Source organism: Limnospira sp. PMC 289.06 (assembly GCF_032350395.1).
GTDB classification, from domain to species: domain Bacteria; phylum Cyanobacteriota; class Cyanobacteriia; order Cyanobacteriales; family Microcoleaceae; genus Limnospira; species Limnospira platensis.
In genome coordinates this window covers 1-538 of record NZ_JARPLC010000454.1, presented here as the reverse complement: position 1 = coordinate 538, position 538 = coordinate 1, and the positions used below count along the sequence as shown (strand labels likewise).

Here is a 538-nt window from a genome sequence, read left to right as displayed (position 1 = left end):
CCATTAATTACCGGGTCAATAAGTGGAAACGCCGGAACAGCAACAGCACTTCAAACAGCAAGAACAATCAATGGAACAAGTTTTAATGGAACAGCAAATATTACTACTGTAAACTGGGGAACTGCTCGGACTTTAACAATTGGTTCTACAGGCAAATCAGTAAACGGCTCTGGAAATGTAAGTTGGAGTTTAGCAGAAATTGGTGCTTTACCAAATCTTTCAATAACTGTAACAGGAGATTGGAATGATGTGTTAACAACAGGTTTTTATCAAGGGAGTTCTCTTTTAAATCAAAGTCCGGGAAGTTCATGGCGTTTTTGTACTGTACAAAGACATAAGAATTCTGCGATTTCTCAAACAATGATACCTTTTGGAGGAGAAGATATTTATCAAAGAAATCGTGTAAATGCAGTCTGGAGTAGCTGGCAACAATTAGCTTTTACAAGCTCTAATATTACAGGTAATGCAGCAACTGCAACCACGCTTCAAACTGCTAGAACAATTAATGGGACTTCGTTTAATGGTAGTGCCAATATAA

The 538-nt window shown here is 37.7% G+C and carries 1 pseudogene; it reads left to right on the top strand.

From position 1 onward, the window contains the following. A pseudogene (locus tag P5674_RS25750) lies at positions 1-538 on the top strand (pyocin knob domain-containing protein); the annotation flags it as partial.